At 53.7% G+C, this 18858-nt stretch carries 17 protein-coding genes and 2 tRNA genes; 5 read left to right on the forward strand and 14 right to left on the reverse strand.

Going from position 1 to position 18858, the window contains the following annotated elements:
* Nucleotides 1-156 precede the first annotated feature (156 nt).
* The 7 genes from rpsO to ACOTY9_RS13995 form a co-directional block, all read right to left on the reverse strand.
* Complete coding sequence (gene rpsO / locus ACOTY9_RS13965; RefSeq protein ID WP_003861789.1) at nucleotides 157-426, reverse strand: 30S ribosomal protein S15; 270 nt, start codon at nucleotides 424-426, stop codon at nucleotides 157-159.
* 154 nt (nucleotides 427-580) lie between these two features.
* Entirely contained in the window at nucleotides 581-1531 is a 951-nt protein-coding gene (truB, locus tag ACOTY9_RS13970) for a tRNA pseudouridine(55) synthase TruB (RefSeq protein WP_014885371.1), read from the reverse strand.
* On the reverse strand, nucleotides 1531-1935 hold the full coding sequence (gene rbfA / locus ACOTY9_RS13975; protein ID WP_348565943.1) for a 30S ribosome-binding factor RbfA: 405 nt from the start codon (nucleotides 1933-1935) through the stop codon (nucleotides 1531-1533). The genes truB and rbfA overlap by 1 nt, the downstream gene beginning before the upstream one ends.
* Nucleotides 1936-2022: 87 nt before the next feature.
* Nucleotides 2023-4710 (reverse strand): translation initiation factor IF-2, encoded by a 2688-nt coding sequence (gene infB, locus ACOTY9_RS13980; protein WP_014885373.1) that lies wholly within the window; start codon nucleotides 4708-4710, stop codon nucleotides 2023-2025.
* A 24-nt stretch (nucleotides 4711-4734) separates the two neighbouring features.
* Complete coding sequence (gene nusA / locus ACOTY9_RS13985) at nucleotides 4735-6237, reverse strand: transcription termination factor NusA (RefSeq protein ID WP_014885374.1); 1503 nt, start codon at nucleotides 6235-6237, stop codon at nucleotides 4735-4737.
* A gap of 28 nt (nucleotides 6238-6265) precedes the next feature.
* Nucleotides 6266-6718 (reverse strand): ribosome maturation factor RimP, encoded by a 453-nt coding sequence (gene rimP / locus ACOTY9_RS13990; RefSeq protein ID WP_014833432.1) that lies wholly within the window; start codon nucleotides 6716-6718, stop codon nucleotides 6266-6268.
* A gap of 207 nt (nucleotides 6719-6925) precedes the next feature.
* Nucleotides 6926-7002 (reverse strand) — tRNA-Met (locus ACOTY9_RS13995).
* 287 nt (nucleotides 7003-7289) lie between these two features.
* On the opposite strand from ACOTY9_RS13995, the gene argG reads away from it, so the two are divergent.
* The gene (argG, locus tag ACOTY9_RS14000; RefSeq protein ID WP_014885375.1) at nucleotides 7290-8636 is read left to right on the forward strand and encodes an argininosuccinate synthase; all 1347 of its coding nucleotides are present in this window, start codon (nucleotides 7290-7292) and stop codon (nucleotides 8634-8636) included.
* A 178-nt stretch (nucleotides 8637-8814) separates the two neighbouring features.
* Here the strand turns inward: argG and ACOTY9_RS14005 are convergent.
* The 6 genes from ACOTY9_RS14005 to rlmE all read right to left on the reverse strand — a co-directional run bounded on the left by ACOTY9_RS14005 (nucleotide 8815) and on the right by rlmE (nucleotide 14407).
* Nucleotides 8815-8901: transfer RNA gene (locus tag ACOTY9_RS14005), tRNA-Leu, on the reverse strand.
* Between the two features lie 9 nt (nucleotides 8902-8910).
* The gene (gene secG, locus ACOTY9_RS14010; RefSeq protein WP_003861803.1) at nucleotides 8911-9243 is read right to left on the reverse strand and encodes a preprotein translocase subunit SecG; all 333 of its coding nucleotides are present in this window, start codon (nucleotides 9241-9243) and stop codon (nucleotides 8911-8913) included.
* Nucleotides 9244-9466: 223 nt separating this feature from the next.
* Nucleotides 9467-10804 carry a phosphoglucosamine mutase gene (glmM, locus tag ACOTY9_RS14015; protein ID WP_014885376.1) on the reverse strand — a complete coding sequence of 446 codons (1338 nt, stop codon included), beginning with the start codon at nucleotides 10802-10804 and terminating at the stop codon, nucleotides 9467-9469.
* Nucleotides 10797-11645 carry a dihydropteroate synthase gene (gene folP, locus ACOTY9_RS14020; RefSeq protein WP_096217837.1) on the reverse strand — a complete coding sequence of 283 codons (849 nt, stop codon included), beginning with the start codon at nucleotides 11643-11645 and terminating at the stop codon, nucleotides 10797-10799. Before folP ends, glmM begins: the two co-directional genes overlap by 8 nt.
* Nucleotides 11646-11743: 98 nt before the next feature.
* Nucleotides 11744-13678, reverse strand: a complete 1935-nt coding sequence (gene ftsH / locus ACOTY9_RS14025) for an ATP-dependent zinc metalloprotease FtsH (RefSeq protein WP_013098921.1) — start codon at nucleotides 13676-13678, stop codon at nucleotides 11744-11746.
* 102 nt (nucleotides 13679-13780) lie between these two features.
* Complete coding sequence (rlmE, locus tag ACOTY9_RS14030) at nucleotides 13781-14407, reverse strand: 23S rRNA (uridine(2552)-2'-O)-methyltransferase RlmE (RefSeq protein ID WP_003861812.1); 627 nt, start codon at nucleotides 14405-14407, stop codon at nucleotides 13781-13783.
* A 127-nt stretch (nucleotides 14408-14534) separates the two neighbouring features.
* Here rlmE and yhbY point away from each other — a divergent pair, with 127 nt between their 5' ends.
* Complete coding sequence (gene yhbY / locus ACOTY9_RS14035) at nucleotides 14535-14828, forward strand: ribosome assembly RNA-binding protein YhbY (protein ID WP_003861814.1); 294 nt, start codon at nucleotides 14535-14537, stop codon at nucleotides 14826-14828.
* 152 nt (nucleotides 14829-14980) lie between these two features.
* Here the strand turns inward: yhbY and greA are convergent, their stop codons facing one another.
* Nucleotides 14981-15457 carry a transcription elongation factor GreA gene (greA, locus tag ACOTY9_RS14040; RefSeq protein ID WP_421637371.1) on the reverse strand — a complete coding sequence of 159 codons (477 nt, stop codon included), beginning with the start codon at nucleotides 15455-15457 and terminating at the stop codon, nucleotides 14981-14983.
* Between the two features lie 228 nt (nucleotides 15458-15685).
* On the opposite strand from greA, the gene dacB reads away from it, so the two are divergent.
* From dacB to pmrB, 3 genes are read left to right on the forward strand one after another with little or no spacing between them, the layout of a single operon-like run.
* Complete coding sequence (gene dacB, locus ACOTY9_RS14045; protein ID WP_348565944.1) at nucleotides 15686-17119, forward strand: serine-type D-Ala-D-Ala carboxypeptidase; 1434 nt, start codon at nucleotides 15686-15688, stop codon at nucleotides 17117-17119.
* A 2-nt stretch (nucleotides 17120-17121) separates the two neighbouring features.
* The gene (gene pmrA, locus ACOTY9_RS14050; RefSeq protein WP_014885379.1) at nucleotides 17122-17784 is read left to right on the forward strand and encodes a two-component system response regulator PmrA; all 663 of its coding nucleotides are present in this window, start codon (nucleotides 17122-17124) and stop codon (nucleotides 17782-17784) included.
* On the forward strand, nucleotides 17781-18824 hold the full coding sequence (pmrB, locus tag ACOTY9_RS14055; RefSeq protein ID WP_023331397.1) for a two-component system sensor histidine kinase PmrB: 1044 nt from the start codon (nucleotides 17781-17783) through the stop codon (nucleotides 18822-18824). Before pmrA ends, pmrB begins: the two co-directional genes overlap by 4 nt.
* Nucleotides 18825-18858 lie beyond the last annotated feature (34 nt).

Here is an 18858-nt window from a genome sequence, read left to right on the forward strand (position 1 = left end):
GACAACCGACACCCCCATGGGTGAAGCCTCTCATTAGCCGCGCGAACCTCTGCAATGAAGATCATTTATAGCAACAATACAATAGTTTCCAGTGAATTGCTGCCGTCTGGTTGAAAAAAGGGGCCATCAGGCCCCCTTTTCTGAAACTCGCAAGACTTAGCGACGCAGACCCAGACGCTCGATCAGCGCGGTGTAACGTGCAACATCTTTACGTTTCAGGTAGTCGAGCAGTTTACGACGCTGAGAAACCATACGCAGCAGACCACGACGGCTGTGGTGATCTTTTTTGTGCTCTGCAAAGTGACCCTGCAGGTGGTTAATCTGTGCAGTCAGCAGAGCAACCTGAACTTCGGTAGAACCGCTGTCGTTAGTACCACGACCAAACTCAGAAACGATTTTAGCTTTAGCTTCAACGCTTAGAGACATTTTAAAACTCCAAAGTATAAAGAATGTAAGGGTGCCGATCTCTAATTCAGCGACCCCATGTACGCCTCGCAGATTGTTAAACAATTTACCAGGCGTTAAGCGGCAATATTCTACTCGTCTCCCCTGCTTATCGCAAGATGAGGCGTTATCACCGTCACGCGTCGACCGGATATTCGACGACCAGACGACGCGGCGCAACGCGCCCTTCGCCATCCATTTCGCCCATGCCGATAAACTTACCGTCGTCACCTTCGGTCACGCGCACCAGCCCTTCCAGCGGAGCTTCCGCCGTGCGAACCGGGTTGCCGTTCTTAAAGTAAACGGACGATGTTAAAGGAAGATTAACCACCGGGAAGTCCGCTGCCGGACTGTCCATTGGCATCAGCAAGGGATCCAGCAACGCTGCTGGCGCGATCCCCTGTACTTCCGCCTGTTCAACCAGCTCGCGCAGGTGCTCAAGCGTCACCATCCGCTCAACCGGGTACTTACTCACCGCCAGACGGCGCAGGTAGATAACATGCGCACCGCAGCCCAGTTTTTCACCGAGGTCGTCGATGATGGTACGAATGTACGTCCCTTTGGAACAGTGCACTTCCAGCTCCAGTTCATCACCTTCGTGGCGAATAAAGAGCAGCTCATACACGGTTATCGGACGGGCTTCGCGCGGAACGTCAATGCCCTGACGCGCATATTCGTAGAGTTTCTTGCCCTGGTATTTCAGGGCGGAATACATCGACGGCACCTGCATCGTGTCCCCGCGGAAGCTCTCCAGCGCAGCGTCAAGCTGTTCAGCACTGAAGGTCACCGGACGTTCTTCCACGACCTGGCCATCCGCGTCGGAGGTATCCGTGCGCTGGCCGAGCTTCGCGATAACGCGGTAACGCTTATCGGAGTCGAGCAGATACTGGGAAAACTTTGTCGCCTCTCCCAGGCAGATCGGCAGCATACCGGTCGCCAGCGGATCGAGCGCGCCGGTGTGGCCCGCCCGGTTGGCGTTATAAAGACGCTTCACTTTTTGCAGCACGTCGTTGCTGGATGCCCCCTGCGGTTTGTCCAGCAGCAGCACGCCATGCACGTCGCGACCACGACGACGAGGACGACTCATTAGTCCTCCTTGCTGTCGTCCGTCGGGTTAACACGACGTTCGTCGTCATGTTTCACCACGCTGGTCACCAGATTGGACATGCGCATACCTTCTACCAGCGAGTTGTCGTAGAAGAAGGTCAGCTCAGGCACGATACGCAGACGCATCGCTTTGCCGAGCAGAGAGCGGATAAACCCGGAGGCTTCCTGCAGCGCTTTAATGCCGTTCTTCACGGCCACTTCGTCCTGATCGTTCAGGAAGGTGACGAACACTTTGGCGTAGGCCAGGTCACGGGACATTTCCACGCCGGACACGGTGGTCATCACGCCGATGCGAGGGTCTTTAATTTCGCGTTGCAGGATAAGCGCGATCTCTTTTTGCATTTCCTGCGCCACGCGCTGTGGGCGACCAAATTCTTTCGCCATAATAAATTCTCCAGACAAAAAAGGGGCTTAAGCCCCTTTTGAAATAATTGCCGGATGGCGCTTCGCTAACCCGGCCTACGATCTCAATTAATCGATGCTGCGTTGGATCTCGATGATTTCGAACACTTCGATCATATCGCCAACGCGTACGTCGTTGTAGTTCTTCACACCGATACCACATTCCATGCCGTTACGGACTTCGTTAACGTCATCTTTGAAGCGGCGCAGAGATTCCAGCTCACCTTCGTAGATAACCACGTTGTCACGCAGTACGCGGATTGGGTTGTGACGCTTGATGGTACCTTCGGTAACCATACAGCCCGCGATCGCACCGAATTTCGGTGATTTGAACACGTCACGCACTTCAGCCAGACCGATGATCTGCTGTTTCAGCTCAGGAGACAGCATGCCGCTCATCGCCGCTTTCACTTCGTCGATCAGGTTATAGATGACGGAGTAGTAGCGCAGATCCAGGCTTTCCGCTTCGATCACGCGGCGAGCAGAAGCATCAGCACGCACGTTGAAGCCTACCAGGATGGCGTTGGACGCAGCAGCCAGGGTCGCGTCGGTTTCGGTGATACCACCTACGCCAGAACCGATGATCTTCACTTTCACTTCGTCGGTAGACAGTTTCAGCAAGGAGTCGGAGATCGCTTCCACAGAACCCTGAACGTCAGCTTTCAGCACAACGTTCACTTCGTGAACTTCACCCTCGGTCATGTTGGCAAACATGTTCTCGAGTTTAGATTTCTGCTGACGAGCCAGTTTAACTTCACGGAATTTGCCCTGACGATACAGTGCCACTTCACGCGCTTTCTTCTCGTCACGCACGACGGTCACTTCGTCACCGGCAGCCGGCACACCGGACAGACCGAGGATTTCAACTGGAATGGACGGACCCGCTTCCAGCACTTCCTGACCCAGTTCGTTACGCATCGCACGAACACGACCGTATTCGAAGCCACACAGAACGATATCGCCCTTAAGCAGGGTACCTTCACGAACCAGAACGGTTGCAACCGGGCCACGACCTTTATCCAGGAAGGATTCGATCACCGCACCGCTCGCCATACCTTTACGCACGGCTTTCAGCTCCAGAACTTCAGCCTGCAGCAGGATAGCGTTCAGAAGGTCGTCAATACCGGTACCCGCTTTAGCAGATACTGGGATGAACTGTGCTTCACCGCCCCACTCTTCCGGCATAACGCCATACTGAGACAGTTCGTTTTTAACACGGTCCAGATCGGCTTCTGGCTTATCGATTTTGTTGACTGCAACAACCAGAGGCACCTGCGCCGCTTTCGCGTGCTGGATAGCTTCGATGGTTTGCGGCATTACGCCGTCGTCTGCAGCAACAACCAGCACAACGATATCCGTTGCCTGAGCACCACGAGCACGCATAGACGTAAACGCTGCGTGGCCTGGGGTATCCAGGAAGGTAATCATACCGTTGTCGGTTTCTACGTGGTAAGCACCGATGTGCTGGGTAATACCACCCGCTTCGCCAGAGGCAACTTTCGTAGAACGAATGTAGTCAAGCAGAGAAGTTTTACCGTGGTCAACGTGACCCATAATGGTCACAACCGGTGCACGCGGTTCAGCCGCAGCGCCAGTATCACGGTCGCTCATTACGGCTTCTTCCAGCTCGTTTTCACGACGCAGGATAACTTTGTGGCCCATCTCTTCGGCAACCAGCTGCGCGGTTTCCTGGTCGATAACCTGGTTGATGGTCGCCATTGCACCCAGCTTCATCATCGCTTTGATGACCTGAGAGCCTTTAACCGCCATCTTGTTCGCCAGTTCGCCAACGGTGATGGTTTCGCCGATCACGACGTCACGGTTAACAGCCTGAGCGGGCTTCTGGAAGCTCTGCTGCAGAGCGGAACCTTTACGCTTGCCACCTTTACCACCGCGAACAGCAGCGCGTGCTTCTTCACGATCGGCTTTGGATTCAGCGTGCTTGTTACCTTTCTTCGCCGGACGCGCAGCTTTTGCATTACGACCACGGCCACGGCCGCCTTCTACTTCACGGTCGTTGTCATCTTCAGCCTGACGTGCGTGCTGAGAAGTGGTGACGTGGTAGTCGCTGGTGTCTTCAGTCGGTTCAACGGTATTCACACCGTTCTTCTCGTTTTCTTCTGCCATACGGCGTGCTTCTTCAGCGACGCGGCGAGCTTCTTCTTCGAGCTTGCGGCGTGCTTCTTCTTCGGCTTTACGCTTCAGTTCGGCAGCTTCATTTTCACGACGGGCTTTTTCAGCCTGGGCAGTTTTGGTCATTTCGTCTGTCTGTTGATTGCTCACTTTGTCTTTTTCCGCAGCGTCACGCTTCACTTTATCACTGGCGTCGCGTTTCGCTTTTTCTGCGGCCTCACGTTCAGCTTTTAATTCTGCCTCGCGTTTGGCGGCAGCTTCCGCCTCACGCTGAGCTTGTTCTTCCGCTTCACGCTGTGCCTGCTCTTCCGCGGCAAGGCGTTCTGCCTCTTGCGGATCACGTTTTACAAAGGTGCGCGTCTTGCGGACTTCAATTTGTACCGATTTACTTTTGCCACCGGTACCAGGAATATTCAACGTGCTGCGCGTTTTGCGCTGCAGCGTTAACTTGTCAGGCGTAGAACCGTGCTCACGGTTCAGGTGCGTTAACAAGGTTTGTTTTTCTTGCGCGGTCACCGAGTCATCAGCGGACTTCGGGATCCCTGCATCAGCAAATTGCTGTACCAGGCGGTCCACGGAGGTCTGAATCTCAGCAGCCAGCGATTTTACAGTTACATCAGTCATGCTGTTCCTTCCTGCTACAGTTTATTACGCTTCGTCGCCGAACCAGCAAATATTACGTGCGGCCATGATGAGTTCGCCGGCTTTCTCGTCGGTTAAACCTTCGATATCAGCCAGGTCATCAACGCCTTGCTCAGCGAGATCTTCCAGCGTACAAACACCACGGGCAGCCAGCTTGAACGCAATCGCACGATCAAGACCTTCCAGATTCAGCAGGTCATCAGCCGGCTTCTTATCGCCAAGGCTTTCTTCCTGAGCCAGTGCCAGGGTGGTCAGTGCGTTTTTAGCGCGTTCACGCAGGGCTTCAACGGTTGGTTCATCCAGACCGTCAATTTCCAGCAGCTCTTTCATTGGCACATAGGCCAGTTCTTCCAGCGTAGAGAAACCTTCCTCAACCAGAACAGTGGCGAAATCTTCGTCAATGTCGAGGTATTTGGTGAAGGTATCGATCGCCGCATGGGCTTCAGCCTGATGCTTGGCCTGCAGGTCGTCAACGGTCATTACGTTGAGTTCCCAGCCGCTCAGCTGTGACGCCAGACGTACGTTCTGACCGTTACGGCCAATCGCCTGCGCCAGGTTGCCCGCTTCAACAGCGATATCCATGGTGTGTTTGTCTTCGTCAACAACGATAGACGCCACATCTGCCGGAGCCATTGCGTTGATCACGAATTGCGCCGGGTTATCATCCCACAGAACGATATCAATACGTTCGCCACCCAGCTCGGTAGACACCGCCTGAACACGCGCACCACGCATACCAACGCAAGCACCGACCGGGTCGATACGCTTGTCGTTCGTTTTCACCGCAATTTTCGCACGGGAGCCCGGATCGCGAGCCGCCGCTTTGATTTCGATGACTTCTTCACCGATTTCCGGTACTTCGATACGGAACAGTTCAACCAGCATTTCCGGTTTAGAACGGGTCACGAACAGTTGAGCACCACGCGCTTCAGGACGCACGGCGTACAGCACACCACGGATACGGTCGCCCGGGCGGAAGTTTTCACGCGGCAGCATGTCTTCACGCAGGATCACCGCTTCAGCGTTACCCGGCATCCCTTCGGATTTGATCTCCAGAGAGATGTTGTCGCGGTTTACTTTCTTCACCACGCCGGTAATGATTTCGCCTTCCTGATCGCGGAACTGGTCAACCACCAGTGCGCGCTCGGCTTCGCGCACTTTCTGCACGATAACCTGTTTCGCGGTCTGGGTAGTGATACGGTCAAAGGTGACAGATTCAATCTGATCTTCAACGTAGTCACCCACGTTCAGACTTTCGTCTTCAAAACGTGCCGCTTCCAGCGTGATCTCTTTGGTCGGCTGGGTCACTTCTTCAACAATTACCCAACGACGGAATGTATCGAAGTCACCGCTTTTACGATCGATTTCTACGCGAACATCGATCTCTTGTTCGTATTTTTTCTTGGTTGCTGTAGCCAGTGCACTTTCCAGCGCTTCGAAAATCTTCTCACGCGGCAGTGATTTCTCGTTGGAGACGGCTTCAACAACAGCCAAAATTTCTTTGTTCATCGCGGGCTTTTCACCTCAATCCAGACTGTTAAAAGTGGGGAACCAGGTTCGCCTTCTGGATATTACTCAGCGCGAACACTTCATCTTTGCCTTCGACTGTCACCGTGATCATTTCACCATCAACGGCTTTGATAATTCCCTGCCATTTACGGCGGTTCTGTACGGCCATACGCAGAACGAGAGCCACTTCTTCACCGGTAAAGCGCACATAGTGCTCGGCCGTGAACATCGGACGATCGAGGCCAGGTGAGGAAACTTCCAGGTTGTACGCAACGGTAATTGGGTCTTCAACATCAAGAACCGCACTCACCTGGTGGCTGACATCAGCACAATCATCAACATTGATGCCATCTTCACTATCAATATAGATGCGCAGCGTCGATGTACGGCCGCGAACGAATTCGATGCCGACCAGTTCGTAGCCCAGTGCTTCGACCGGTGCAGTAATCATCTCTGTTAATTTTTGCTCTAATGTGGACAAGCCCACCCCCAAGACATAAAAAAAGGGCGTAAAGCCCAGTTATTCTGTAGTCAGATAACAAAAAACCCCGATAAATCGGGGCTTTAGATAACTGAACCCTATAGCCACAACTGTGGCCTGGAGCACTCTCCGAAAGAATTTTTTCAAATCCAGCTACGAAGGCTCTGAGTCTTCACAGTATATTTGAAAAAGAACTTTATGGGAAAGTGGTTGCGGGGGCCGGATTTGAACCGACGACCTTCGGGTTATGAGCCCGACGAGCTACCAGGCTGCTCCACCCCGCGCCTGAAACGTGGCAAATTCTACGCGTTTTGGACAGAATTTGCAAATAATGCTGGGATTTGGTACCGAAGACGGGACGTAAAATCGGCGTTTAGTATATTGATAGTTGACCCCACCTGTCAACCCAACTTCCATCAGACGAAACAGACCAAATTTTTTACAAAAAACGCACGAGTCTCTTCCGGTATTCGATAAAAGATGATTAAATGAATACTCACTTATTTTGCATAAAAATGCACAAGAGAGCGAAAGCGGTCTCTAATCAGTCAATCAAGCAGGGTTTTATTCTATGACGACGATTCTCAAGCATCTTCCGGTAGGACAACGTATTGGCATCGCTTTCTCAGGCGGCCTGGATACCAGCGCTGCACTGCTGTGGATGCGCCAGAAGGGAGCGGTTCCGTATGCATATACTGCGAACCTGGGTCAGCCGGATGAGGACGACTACGATGCTATTCCTCGTCGCGCGAAAGAGTATGGCGCAGAAAACGCGCGCCTGATTGACTGCCGTAAGCAACTGGTCGCAGAAGGTATTGCGGCTATTCAGTGTGGTGCGTTCCATAACACCACCGGCGGTCTGACCTATTTCAACACCACTCCACTGGGTCGCGCCGTTACCGGCACGATGCTGGTTGCCGCGATGAAAGAAGATGGCGTGAACATCTGGGGTGACGGCAGCACCTATAAAGGTAACGATATCGAACGTTTCTATCGTTATGGCCTGCTGACCAACGCCGAGCTGCAGATCTACAAACCCTGGCTGGATACCGACTTCATCGACGAGCTGGGTGGCCGTCATGAAATGTCCGAGTTTATGATTGCCTGCGGCTTTGACTACAAGATGTCCGTCGAGAAAGCCTACTCTACCGACTCCAACATGCTGGGTGCAACGCACGAAGCGAAAGACCTGGAATTCCTGAACTCCAGCGTGAAGATCGTTAACCCAATCATGGGCGTGAAGTTCTGGGATGAGAACGTGAAGATCGCGGCAGAAGAGGTGACCGTGCGTTTCGAACGTGGTCATCCGGTTGCCCTGAACGGCAAAACGTTCTCTGACGACGTAGAGTTGATGCTGGAAGCAAACCGCATTGGCGGCCGTCACGGTCTGGGCATGAGCGACCAGATTGAGAACCGTATTATCGAAGCGAAAAGCCGTGGCATTTATGAAGCCCCGGGGATGGCGCTGCTGCATATCGCTTACGAGCGTCTGCTGACCGGGATCCACAACGAAGACACCATTGAGCAGTATCACTCTCATGGTCGTCAGCTGGGTAAACTGCTGTATCAGGGTCGCTGGTTCGATCCGCAGGCGCTGATGCTGCGTGATGCGCTGCAGCGCTGGGTGGCGAGTGCCATTACCGGTGAGGTCACTCTGGAACTGCGTCGCGGTAACGACTACTCCATCCTGAACACCGTGTCTGACAACCTGACCTATAAAGCAGAGCGTCTGACCATGGAGAAAGGTGAGTCGGTGTTCTCGCCAGATGACCGTATTGGTCAGCTGACCATGCGTAACCTGGACATCACCGATACCCGTGAAAAGCTGTTCAACTATGTTGAGAATGGTCTGCTCTCCGCAAGCTCCGGTAACGGCCTGCCGCAGGTGGAAAACCTGGAGCACAGCGATAAGAAGTAATCGCTATTCAGAAATGCAGAAGGCACTCTTAGGGTGCCTTTTTTATGCCCTTTTGTAGGGCGGGTAAGCGCAGAGCCACCCGCCATTTTGCCCGGTGGCGCTGCGCTTACCGGGCCTACGAAAACAAAAAGTACAGACGAAAAAAAAGACGTCATTCGACGTCTTTCTTCTGGAATATTGGTACCGAGGATGGGACTCGAACCCACAAGCCCGTTAGGGCACTACCACCTCAAGGTAGCGTGTCTACCAATTCCACCACCTCGGTACGGAATACTTACTGCGGGATATCGCTGGTTGGCTTCGCCGGTGCAGCTGGCTGAGTCTGCTCAGTTTTCGCTGGCGCGCTCAGGTTTTCCCACTCGCTTCCTTTACTGGTCTTGTTGCTGTTGATATTGCCCAGCACCAGACTGATGATGAAGAACAGCGTAGCCAGAATCGCTGTCGTACGGGTCATGAAGTTCGCAGAACCACTTGAACCGAACAGCGTACCGGAAGCGCCTGCTCCGAAGGAGGCTCCCATATCAGCGCCTTTACCTTGCTGCAGCATAATCAGCGCTACGAGAGCGATGGCTACAATAAGGAAAATAACTAAAAGAGCTTCGTACATAATCAACCTGTTCCTTGCGGATTTGCCGCATACCAATGCTTCGACCAATTAGCAGGATTTTTGTTTCCCACTGAAGCGGGTGTGAATACTAACCAAAGCGAATGGCCTTCGCAAGGGCATTTTTGAGCCATTGTATCAACTGCGGAAAAAAACAGCAAAAAGCCATTAATTGCTTAAAACAAAGGCGACAAAAGTCGCCTTTTTAAACAGTTAGCGTGCAAGTTTATGCAGCTTTAACGGCATCAGCAATACGGTGGGCAAATTCAGTCACCTGCGCTTCATCCTCACCTTCCACCATAACGCGAATCAGTGGTTCAGTTCCGGACTTACGCAGCAGCACGCGGCCACGGCTTCCCAGCGCCGCTTCAACGTCAGCCATTACCGCTTTCACATTGTCATTTTCCAGCGGATCGCCTTTACCTGCCGTGAAACGCACGTTCACCAGGATCTGCGGGAACATTTTCATGCCGCTGCAGAGATCGTGCAGGCTCATATGGTTACGGGCCATCGCTGCGACGACCTGAAGCGCAGCCACGATGCCGTCACCGGTGGTGGTTTTGTCGAGCAGGATCACGTGGCCTGAGTTTTCTGCGCCAATGCGCCAGCCTTTCTCCTGAAGCTTCTCCAGCACGTAACGGTCACCCACTTTCGCGCGAACAAACGGGATACCCAGCTGTTTCAGCGCCAGCTCCAGACCCATGTTGCTCATCAGCGTGCCGACGGCACCACCGCGCAGTTGACCCTGACGCAGCCCTTCGCGGGCGATGATGTAGAGGATCTGATCGCCATCAACCTTGTTGCCTTCGTGGTCGACCATGATCACGCGATCGCCGTCGCCATCCAGCGCAATACCCAGGTCGGCCTTCTCTGCCAGCACGCGCGCCTGCAGGGCACGCACGTCCGTCGCGCCAACCTGCTCGTTAATGTTCAGACCATCCGGCTCGCAGCCAATGGTGATCACTTTGGCGCCCAGCTCGCGGAATACGTTTGGCGCAATGTGGTAGGTCGCACCGTTGGCGCAGTCCACCACAATTTTAAGGTGGGCAAGGCTCAGTTCGTTCGGGAAGGTGCCTTTGCAAAACTCAATATAGCGACCCGCGGCATCGACGATACGGTTTGCTTTACCCAGCTCTGCGGAGTCCACGCAGGTGATCTCTTTTTCCATTTCGGCTTCAATGGCTTCTTCCACTTCATCCGGCAGCTTGGTGCCATCAATGGAGAAGAACTTGATGCCGTTGTCATAGAACGGGTTATGGGAGGCCGAAATCACAATTCCCGCTTCCGCGCGGAAGGTACGGGTCAGATACGCAACGGCCGGCGTTGGCATTGGGCCAGTAAAGGAAGCTGACAGCCCCGCGGCTGCCAGTCCGGCTTCCAGCGCCGATTCCAGCATATAACCTGAAATACGGGTATCTTTACCAATAATGATCTTACGGGAGCCATGACGTGCGAGTACCTTGCCAGCAGCCCAGCCGAGCTTAAGGACAAAATCAGGCGTGATAGGCGCATCGCCGACACGCCCACGGATACCATCGGTCCCAAAATATTTACGATTACTCATAGCGTTTGTTTTCCTTCGCTGCCAGTGTGGCTTCCACCACGCGCATGGCTTCTACTGTTTCTTTGACGTCATGGACACGAATAATATGCGCGCCTTGCATCGCCGCAATGACCGCGCAGGCCAGACTACCACTCAGGCGCTCGCTCGGCCCTACGTTAAGCAATTGGCCAATCATCGATTTTCTCGACATCCCCACCAGCAGCGGCAGGCCGAAGTGATGGAATTCCGATAAGCGCGCAAGCAGTGCATAGTTGTGGGAGAGATTTTTACCGAAACCGAACCCCGGGTCGAGCAGCAATTTCTCTTTTGGGATGCCTGCACGCTCACAGCGTTCAATATGCTCAATAAAGAAGCGATTCACATCAGCAAAGACATCGTCATACTTCGGCGCCTCCTGCATGGTTTTCGGCTGCCCCTGCATGTGCATCAGGCACACAGGTAACCCTGTCTCAGCAGCGGCTTCGATTGCACCGGGTTCAGTCAGCGAGCGGATATCATTAATAATGTGAGCACCCACTCTCGCCACTTCACGAATCACTTCTGCTTTGGAGGTATCGACGGAGATCCATACCTCAAAACGTTGTGCGATTGCCTCAACGACCGGCACCACGCGCGCCAGCTCTTCTTCCACCGACACATCCGCTGCCCCTGGGCGCGTCGATTCACCGCCGACATCAATGATGGTAGCACCCGCGTTGATCATTAAATTCGCGTGCTTAACCGCGTCGATAAGCGTGTTGTGCGTGCCGCCGTCAGAGAAGGAGTCAGGGGTAACATTCAGGATACCCATCACATGAGGATGTGAGAGATCGAGATGCGAGTCCTGGGCGAAGAGTTTCATGGCTAAATCCCTGGTATCAATATGGTTAAATGAAAAAGAAAAACCCCGGAGCAAGCTCCAGGGTTTGAGATACAGACAAACGCTTCAACAGCAGTGACTTACTTGTCGCCCAACTGTTCTGACATGGTGTTGCCCGGGTTCGGCGTACGCGGTTCATCGACCGGACGCGGCGCACGCGGGGTGCCATTGTTGTCAGAATTGTTGGAAGCACCTGGGTCTTCCCAGCCTGCTGGCGGACGCACTTCGCGGCGAGCCATCAGGTCGTCAATCTGCGGTGCATCGATGGTCTCATATTTCATGAGCGCATCTTTCATCGAATGCAGGATGTCCATATTGTCGTTCAGGATCTGACGCGCGCGACCGTAGTTACGTTCAATCAGCGCTTTCACTTCCTGGTCGATGATACGAGCCGTCTCATCGGACATATGTTTCGCTTTTGCCACGGAGCGGCCCAGGAATACTTCACCCTCTTCCTCTGCATAAAGCAGCGGACCGAGTTTGTCGGAGAAGCCCCACTGAGTGACCATGTTACGTGCCAGGTTTGTCGCCACTTTAATGTCGTTCGACGCACCGGTAGAAACATGTTCCGGCCCGTATATGATCTCTTCCGCCAGACGACCACCGTACAGGGTTGAAATCTGGCTTTCCAGTTTCTGACGGCTGGCGCTGATCGCGTCGCCTTCAGGCAGGAAGAAGGTCACACCCAGCGCACGACCGCGCGGAATAATCGTCACTTTGTGTACCGGATCGTGCTCCGGTACCAGGCGGCCAATAATCGCGTGACCGGCTTCGTGATATGCCGTGGACTCTTTCTGCGCTTCCGTCATCACCATGGAGCGACGTTCCGCACCCATCATGATTTTGTCTTTCGCTTTCTCGAACTCCACCATGGACACCACGCGCTTGTTACCGCGAGCGGCGAACAGAGCAGCTTCGTTGACCAGGTTAGCCAGATCCGCACCGGAGAAGCCCGGGGTACCACGCGCAATAATTGCCGCGTCGATATCTGGCGCCAGCGGTACGCGACGCATGTGCACTTTCAGAATCTGTTCACGACCACGAACATCTGGCAGACCGACCACAACCTGACGGTCGAAACGGCCTGGACGCAGCAGCGCCGGGTCAAGTACGTCCGGACGGTTAGTTGCGGCGATAACGATAATACCTTCGTTACCTTCGAAGCCGTCCATCTCAACCAGCATCTGGTTCAGAGTCTGTTCACGTTCATCGTGACCACCGCCCAGGCCCGCGCCACGCTGGCGGCCTACGGCGTCGATTTCATCGATGAAGATAATGCATGGTGCTGCCTTCTTAGCCTGCTCGAACATGTCACGCACACGAGATGCACCGACACCCACGAACATTTCGACGAAGTCAGAACCTGAAATAGTAAAGAACGGCACCTTCGCTTCACCTGCGATAGCTTTCGCCAGCAGGGTTTTACCGGTACCCGGAGGGCCGACCATCAGCACGCCTTTCGGGATCTTACCGCCCAGTTTCTGGAAACGGCTCGGCTCGCGCAGGTATTCAACCAGTTCACCGACTTCTTCTTTCGCTTCGTCACAACCTGCAACGTCAGCGAACGTAGTCTTAATCTGGTCTTCCGTCAGCATACGCGCCTTGCTCTTACCGAACGACATGGCACCTTTGCCACCGCCGCCCTGCATCTGGCGCATAAAGAAGATCCAGACGCCGATGAGAAGCAGCATCGGGAACCAGGAAATGAAGATTGAAGCCAACAGGCTTGGTTCTTCTGGCGGCTCGCCTACCACTTTGACGTTTTTGGTCAGAAGGTTATCAAGCAGCTTAGGATCGTTCACCGGGATGTAAGTCGTGTAACGGTTACTATCTTTCTTGGTAACGTTGATCTCACGTCCGTTGATACGCGCTTCGCGAACCTGGTCCTGATTGACCTCCTGCAGGAAGGTAGAATAATCCACCTTGCGGCCATTCGACTCGCTGGGCCCAAAGCTCTGGAATACTGACATCAGCACAACGGCAATGACCAGCCAGAGTATTAGGTTTTTCGCCATGTCACTCAAGGGATTAACCTCATATTACAACTGTGTTAAAAACAGCGTCAGGATACTCTATATCCAGTTTCATTCAAACTTTCGCCTGAAATCTACCGGTTATCATTTTCGCCCGGTCGCTACAATATACACTTCGCGGGAACGGGCCCGGGAAGAGTCCGGCTTACGAACTTTGACCTTCGCAAACAGGGAGCGAATTTCCTTAAGATACTCCTCGAAACCTTCGCCCTGAAACACCTTCACAACAAAACTACCACCAGGCGCTAGTACATCACGACACATTTCTAACGCTAGCTCCACCAGATACATGGCGCGGGGGATATCCACCGCCGGTGTTCCACACATATTTGGTGCCATATCTGACATGACAACCTGGACCTTACTGTCACCTACACGATCAAGTAACGCTTTAAGCACTAATTCATCACGAAAGTCGCCCTGAAGGAAGTCGACACCGACGATAGGATCCATTGGTAAAAGATCGCACGCGATGATTCGGCCCGTTCCGCCGATCTGCGTTACCGCATACTGGGACCATCCGCCAGGTGCCGCACCGAGGTCAACAACCGTCATCCCCGGCTTAAAAAGTTTGTCACTTTGCTGTATTTCATCAAGTTTAAACCAGGCACGGGAACGCAACCCCTTTTTCTGCGCCTGTTGAACATATTTATCGCTAAAGTGTTCCTGAAGCCAGCGGCTGGAGCTGGCAGAACGCTTTTTACCTGTCATTTAACATTTCCGTCCTGGTTCATCGTTACTTGCCTGTGACGTAAATTTCTACGCAGCTATTTGGCGATATAAGGGAGATGGCGGTAGAATGAACCGTTTTCAATCCCAACGTAAGCAAAAATATACGATGAATCTGAGTACTAAACAAAAACAGCACCTTAAAGGTCTGGCACATCCGCTCAAGCCTGTAGTGATGCTTGGCAACAATGGTTTGACCGAAGGGGTGCTTGCCGAGATTGAACAAGCGCTGGAACACCACGAGCTGATCAAGGTGAAAATCGCCTCTGAAGACAGAGACACTAAAAACCTGATCGTGGAAGCCATCGTGCGCGAAACCGGCGCCTGTAATGTACAGGTCATCGGTAAAACGCTGGTGCTCTACCGCCCATCTAAAGAGCGTAAAATCTCGCTGCCACGCTAAGGATATCCTGAATCAAACACATTTTCTGTGTGAAACGAGGGATTTCTGTCAGCAGGCGAGCAAAAATGCCATGCTCCTTGAGTTGATAAAAGGCCGCTATGCGGCCTTTTTCTTTTCTTTACAATGTATCAACATCTTACCAGAGATGCGAATTACAGGTATTCAACCTTGATAATTTCGTATTCCACTTCACCGCCAGGCGTGCGAATGGTAACAACATCATCCTGCTCTTTGCCAATCAGGCCGCGAGCAATCGGAGAGTTCACGGAAATCAGGTTCTGTTTGAAGTCTGCTTCATCATCACCCACGATGCGATAGGTCTGCTCTTCGTCGTTGTCCAGGTTCAGCACGGTCACGGTTGAACCAAAGATCACGCGCCCATTGTTAGGCATCTTGGTGATATCGATAACCTGCGCATTGGACAGTTTTGCTTCGATATCTTTGATACGTCCTTCACAGAAGCCCTGCTGCTCACGCGCCGCGTGGTATTCAGCGTTCTCCTTCAGGTCGCCATGCTCACGCGCATCCGCGATAGCGGCGATAATTTCAGGGCGACGAACGGATTTCAGGAAATCCAGCTCTTTGCGCAGTTTTTCGGCACCACGTAAGGTCATCGGAATAGCTTGCATTTGTTATACCTCTTAAACATTCCTGTTGGGAGCAGTGTTCCCTGCCCCTGCCCCCCTAAGCGGGCAAGAAGCAAAAAGAAAACCGACCCGGGAGCAACGCCCCAGGTCAGCAGCAATTTTTCAATTTGATACGCATTTTACCGCGAAGTTCACTATGGGTCATCGTTTACTTTGCAGTGCTATGCACCGTAGTATGACGGTTTGTTTTCGGGTTGTTAGCGCGAGATTATGCGATTTTCCAGATTTATCATCGGATTGACTACCAGTATAGCGTTCAGCGTTCAGGCCGCGAATGTTGATGAGTACATTAATCAGCTACCCGCAGGTGCTAACCTTGCATTGATGGTGCAGAAGGTCGGGGCGCAGACGCCAGAGATTGACTATCACAGTCAACAGATGGCGCTGCCTGCCAGTACCCAAAAGGTGATCACTGCCCTCGCCGCGCTGCTTCAGCTCGGCCCTGACTTTCGTTTTACCACCACGCTTGAGAGCAAAGGCAACATTGACGGCGGTGTGCTGAAAGGCGATCTTATCGCCCGTTTTGGCGGCGATCCGACCTTTAAGCGCCAGGATATCCGCAATATGGTGGCGGTGCTGAAAAAATCCGGTGTGACGAAAATCGAGGGTAACGTGCTGATCGACACCTCGATTTTTGCCAGCCATGATAAAGCGCCAGGCTGGCCGTGGAACGACATGACGCAATGCTTTAGCGCACCACCCGCCGCCGCGATTGTTGACCGCAACTGCTTTTCAATTTCCCTTTACAGCGCGCCCAAACCGGATGATTTAGCGTTTATCCGCGTGGCATCCTACTACCCGGTGACCATGTTTAGCCAGGTGCGTACGCTGGCCAAAGGCTCCCCGGATGCCCAGTATTGCGAACTGGACGTGGTGCCTGGCGATCTTAACCGTTTCACGCTCACCGGCTGTCTGACCCAGCGCGCCGATCCCCTGCCGCTGGCCTTTGCGATACAAGATGGCGCGAGCTACGCGGGCGCCATTCTGAAGGATGAACTGAAGCAGGCAGGTATTAGCTACTCCGGTACGCTGCTCCGCCAGACGCAGGTCAACCAGCCCGGAACGGTCATCGCCAGCAAACAGTCGCCTCCGCTGCACGATTTGCTGCGAATTATGCTGAAAAAGTCTGACAACATGATTGCTGATACGGTGTTCCGCATGATCGGCCACGCGCGTTTTGGCGTGCCGGGAACCTGGCGCGCGGGCTCAGACGCTGTGCGCCAGATCCTGCGCCAACAGGCGGGAATCGATCTGGGTAATACCATTGCTGTCGATGGTTCCGGATTATCGCGTCATAATTTGATCGCACCGGCAACCATGATGCACGTGCTTCAGTACATTGCACAACATGACTCTGAGCTAAACTTTATTTCAATGCTGCCGCTTGCCGGGCATGACGGTTCTCTGCAGTATCGCGCCGGGCTTCACGCGGCCGGCGTAGATGGCAAAGTATCCGCTAAAACAGGTTCACTGCAGGGCGTTTACAATCTTGCAGGGTTCATCACGACAGCCAGCGGACAACGCATGGCCTTCGTACAGTATCTTTCCGGCTATGCCGTCGAACCGACCGATCAGCGCAACCGTCGTATTCCGCTGGTTCGCTTCGAAAGCAGGCTTTATAAAGACATTTATCAGAATAACTAGCGATGAAACTACTCATAGTTGAAGATGATCTGTTATTGCAGGAAGGACTCGCGCTGGGGCTTGCCAACGAAGGATATGCTCTGGATTGTGCCGGTACCGCGGCAGAGGCGGATTCCCTGATCCAGAGCGGCGAGTACAGTCTGGTGATCCTCGATTTGGGTTTGCCGGACAAAGACGGCGCGACGCTGCTCACCCAATGGCGTCGGCGCGGCATCGCTAACCCGGTGTTGATCCTGACGGCACGCGATGCGATTGAAGATCGTATTACCGGTCTCGATGCTGGCGCAGATGACTATCTGGTGAAGCCCTTTGCGCTCGCAGAACTTCAGGCCCGCGTGCGGGCGCTTATCCGGCGCTATCAGGGGCACAGCGATAATCTGCTGACGGACGGCGACATCACGCTCAATCTGCAAACCCAGCAGGTACTGCGTCAGTCCCAGCCCGTTGAAGTGACCCCAAAAGAGTTCGCCCTCCTGACCCGCCTGATCATGCGCAGCGGGCAAACGGTGCACCGTGAAACGCTGCAACAGGACATTTACTCCTGGCAGGACGATCCCGGCTCTAACACCCTGGAAGTCCACATCCATAACCTGCGTCGCAAGCTTGGCAAAGACCGGATAAAAACCGTCCGCGGCGTTGGCTATCGTCTGGAGAGCCAGAAATGAACAGCATGCGTCGGCGATTAATGGTGTTGCTGGCGGTCATTCTGTTATTTTTCCAGCTGATAAGCGTGATTTGGTTGTGGCATGAAAGTCGTGAGCAGATTGGCTTTCTGGTGAATGAAACGCTGTCTGCAAAAGCCCGCAATAACCATGTCGAAAAAGAGATCCGCGAGGCGATTGCATCTCTTCTGGTCCCTTCCCTGGTGATGGTCAGTTTCACTCTGCTGTTTTCATTCTGGGCGGTCACCTGGATAACCCGGCCTCTGAATAAACTCCGCGACAGCCTCGCTAACCGTTCGGCGGATAACTTAACGCCGCTGCCTATGTATTCCGACATGGAAGAAATAGGCGCCGTTACCACCTCTCTCAACCAGCTACTCGCCAGGCTGGACAGTACCATTCAGCAGGAGCGTCTCTTCACCGCAGACGCCGCCCACGAACTGCGAACGCCACTGGCCGGGATCCGGCTTCATCTGGAGCTGATGGCGCAGTCAGGCTCTCCGCAGGCGACAACGTTAATCAGCCGTATCGATCAGCTCATGCATACCGTTGAACAACTGCTGATGCTGGCCCGTGCCGGACAGGCGATGGCGAGCGGTCACTATGAGACCATCAACTGGACGGACACGATCATCACGCCCCTTGGTCTTGAGCATGAAGCCAAAGAACATACGGTGATATGGCCGGCCAAAAGCACCCTTACGGTGCAGGGTGACGCGGTGCTTTTGCGACTGATGCTGCGTAACCTGCTGGAAAATGCCGGACGTTACAGTCCACCAGGCACAACAATCACCGTGGCACTAACCGAGGTTGCGGGAGGTACGCTGGTCAGCGTGAGCGATCAGGGGCCCGGCATCGATGAAGCACATCGACAGTCGATCACCGAGCCGTTCCGTCGGCTCGATCAGCGCTACGGCGGTAGCGGCCTGGGCCTGAGTATCGTACAGCGTATCCTGCAACTCCACCGCGGTAAGCTAGCGCTGGAGAACGGTGCTGAAGGCGGCCTGATAGCAAGCTGCTGGCTCCCCTCAACGCTGGAATAAAAAAAGCCCCCGGAATGGGGGCCTTAGACAGATA

This window comes from Enterobacter cloacae complex sp. SHL012 (genome assembly GCF_049237505.1).
Lineage (GTDB): Bacteria > Pseudomonadota > Gammaproteobacteria > Enterobacterales > Enterobacteriaceae > Enterobacter > Enterobacter kobei.